Raw genomic sequence first — 2,862 nt, 5'->3', positions numbered from 1 at the left:
TACGTGCCGGTTTGCGCAGTCGCCCCCGAGCTCGATCCGCCCTGCGGAAGCAGCGCCGATAACAGCATGTCAGTGCGGCTGGCGATTAGCGCAGCGATCGCGGAGTCCAGACCAGGCATGCCGGTTTCCTCGGGTCACCGGTCAGCGCGATCGACACTCGGATCAGTCCGCCACCGGTTTTCGGCGGGCTGCAAACACGTGACCTGCAAAAACGTGTTTATCGCAGCCCGATCATCTTTTTCAAAACTCGCGCGGGTCTGTTCACTGTGAACAGCGCCGATAAACGCGCGAGGCTGGGTGCGCTCAGGTCGCGAATGGCGGCGTCGTCCGCGAGAATCCGGCGCACCAGCTCGAACTTGCGGGCGCGGGCGGTATCGTCGAGCTGGGACGCGGCATCGACTTCCCGCAAGCCGTCGATCAACTCGCGATATGCCCCCTGCATGATCTTCAACTCACTCCAGTCTCCACAGCGCGCCGCGGCCAGCATGCGCGCAGAAAGTTCAGCAATCGCTTCGTAATGAGAGAAATATTCTTGTGTCGTTTTCATTATGTGCGGACATATTTCGCAATGTCACGCCGCAGCCATTCTTGCTGCGTCGGGCGCAATTGCGATCCAGGCGTCTTCCAGAGTCGCCAACAAGCCATCGACTTCCACCAGCATCGGTTCGCTTTGCTGCACGTTCGCGGTCAACAGCCGATGCGACATATACGTATACAGCGCGTCCAGCCGCGCCGCGATTTCCCCGCCAGCGTCCTTGTTCAGGGCCTGCTGCAAACCGCTTTCGATAATGCCGATCGCCTTCGTGATCGCTTCGCCGCGCGCCGCAATGTTGCCTTGCTGCAAGTGCATTCGTGCCTGAGCCACAGCCTGGCGCGCGCCCTGATACAGCATGACGACGAGTCTGTGCGGACTGGCGCCCATTACTCCGGTTTGCACGCCGACGCGTGCGTACGCGTTGGCTCCCGCATGTCCCTGGGAAAACATCCGACTTTCTCCTGATTCGATTTCCGCACGCTCGATCGCGAAAACCGTAATGAACCGATGCCGGCATTACGATCAAGACCTTCGATTCGTCTGACTGTTTGCCGAGCTGTACTTGGGTTATCGGAGAAAGCGGCGAAAGCTTTAGGAAGGCTTTGCGTCACAACGGGTTCCGGAAAGTGCAATGGCCGCGAGCAAGCGTCCAGATGCCGATGGCGCGGTTATCCATGAAGCGGGCTGCGCGCCCCGGCTCAGACGGAGATATTCATGATGTCGTTGTACGCGGACACCAGCTTGTTGCGCACTTGCAGGCCGAACTGCAACCCTACGTTGGCCTTCTGCATGTCGACCATGACGTCGTTGAGCGATACGTTCGGCGCACCGATTTCGAACGCGTGCGCTTCGCTCATGGCGCTTTTCTGCGAGCTGCTGATGTTATCGATGGACGATTTCAGCGCATCCGCAAAACTTCCCGCGCTCGCCGCCCCCGATTCAGGCACGACAGCGCCGCCCGCAACATTGCCCGCGCCCCCGGCGGCCTGCGTGGCCATGGACTGGAGTTGCTGGAGCGCCGAACTCAGCGGGCTGATGGATGCATTCATGGTGTCTCCAGAAGGAAGCGGAAATCAAACTCTCAAAAATAAGGTAACCGGCGGCAACGTATGGTGGGCGGTGCTGCTGGGACATATCGAACCGGGGCCTGTCCCGGGCCTGAGGCTGGCGTCTGCGCCGGAGCCTGGGCGGTTCGCCATACGGCCTGACCGATTACGAAAAAGTCTAGCAGCGGCGTGGTTTTGCAAAGCCGGGAAAGAGCGCCAAAAGCGGCTTCTGTTCGCTCAATCGACTTACTCGCCCTTACGGATAATTCCTCTCATGAAAGAGTCTGCGACTGCGCCCGGCTTTAACCGGACACTTCGCGGAAAACGCAAGATTCGGAGAGCTTCGACGCATGGATTCCACCAATAACCTGATCAACCCGGACGCCCGCATGGGTCTGGCCGGCGCGCAGCCGGCGGCCGGATCGATCGCGGCAGGTTCGGGCGGCGCGGGATTTGCCAGCAGTTCGGACTTCAGCGGCAACCTCGGCGGCCGCATGCCGATGCTCAACCAGTTCCGCAACAACCCGCGCATGCCGTTGATCATCGCCGTGGCGGTGCTCGCCATGGTGATCGCCGGACTGGTGATGTGGTCGCGCCAGCCGGACTACCGGGTGCTGTTCAGCAACCTGTCGGATCGCGACGGCGGAGCGATCGTCGCCGCGCTGCAGCAAGGGAACATTCCCTACAAAATTGCCGAATCGGGCGGCGCGATCCTGGTGCCGAGCGAAGCCGTGCACGAAACGCGGTTGCGGCTGGCATCGCAGGGATTGCCGAAGAACGGCTCGGTCGGCTTTGAATTGATGGACAACCAGAAGTTCGGCATCAGCCAGTTCGCCGAGCAGGTCAACTATCAGCGGGCGCTTGAAGGCGAGCTGGAAAAGACCATCGCGTCGATATCGTCAGTCCGCGAAGCCCGGGTGCACCTCGCGATTCCGAAGCCGACCGTGTTCGTGCGCGAAAAGGAATTGCCGACCGCGTCCGTCATGTTGAACCTGTATCCCGGCCGCGCGCTCGACGAAGCGCAAACCCTCGCTATCCAGCACATGGTCAGCTCGGGCGTGGCGGACATGCCGGTGAAGAACGTGACCATCGTCGACCAGGATGGCAACCTCCTGACGCAGCAAAGCAGCGGGCCGAACGGGCTGGACGCCTCGCAACTCAAGTACGTCCAGCAGATCGAGCGCAATACGCAATCGCGTATCGATGCAATCCTGGCGCCGCTGTTCGGTGCAGGCAACGCCCATTCGCAGGTGAGCGCGGATATCGACTTTTCGAAGCTCG

At 60.9% G+C, this 2,862-nt stretch carries 4 protein-coding genes; 1 reads left to right on the top strand and 3 read right to left on the bottom strand.

Annotation, left to right across the window (positions count from 1 at the left end; all coding sequences use genetic code 11):
• Positions 1 to 217 precede the first annotated feature (217 nt).
• The 3 genes from ACRXB1_RS34000 to fliE form a co-directional block, all read right to left on the bottom strand.
• Complete coding sequence (locus tag ACRXB1_RS34000; protein ID WP_062000618.1) at positions 218 to 547, bottom strand: flagellar protein FliT; 330 nt, start codon at positions 545 to 547, stop codon at positions 218 to 220.
• Positions 548 to 571: 24 nt separating this feature from the next.
• The gene (gene fliS / locus ACRXB1_RS33995) at positions 572 to 985 is read right to left on the bottom strand and encodes a flagellar export chaperone FliS (RefSeq protein WP_062000619.1); all 414 of its coding nucleotides are present in this window, start codon (positions 983 to 985) and stop codon (positions 572 to 574) included.
• A 248-nt stretch (positions 986 to 1,233) separates the two neighbouring features.
• Positions 1,234 to 1,584, bottom strand: coding sequence for a flagellar hook-basal body complex protein FliE (gene fliE, locus ACRXB1_RS33990; protein ID WP_062168347.1), 351 nt, complete (start codon positions 1,582 to 1,584; stop codon positions 1,234 to 1,236).
• Positions 1,585 to 1,931: 347 nt separating this feature from the next.
• On the opposite strand from fliE, the gene fliF reads away from it, so the two are divergent.
• Positions 1,932 to 2,862, top strand: a 931-nt coding sequence (gene fliF, locus ACRXB1_RS33985; RefSeq protein ID WP_449494532.1) for a flagellar basal-body MS-ring/collar protein FliF, incomplete at its 3' end; no start/stop codon positions are given.

Source organism: Caballeronia sp. M23-90 (genome assembly GCF_053574605.1).
Note: the sequence above shows the minus strand (reverse complement) of the source record. Positions and strands in the feature narration are given on the sequence as shown.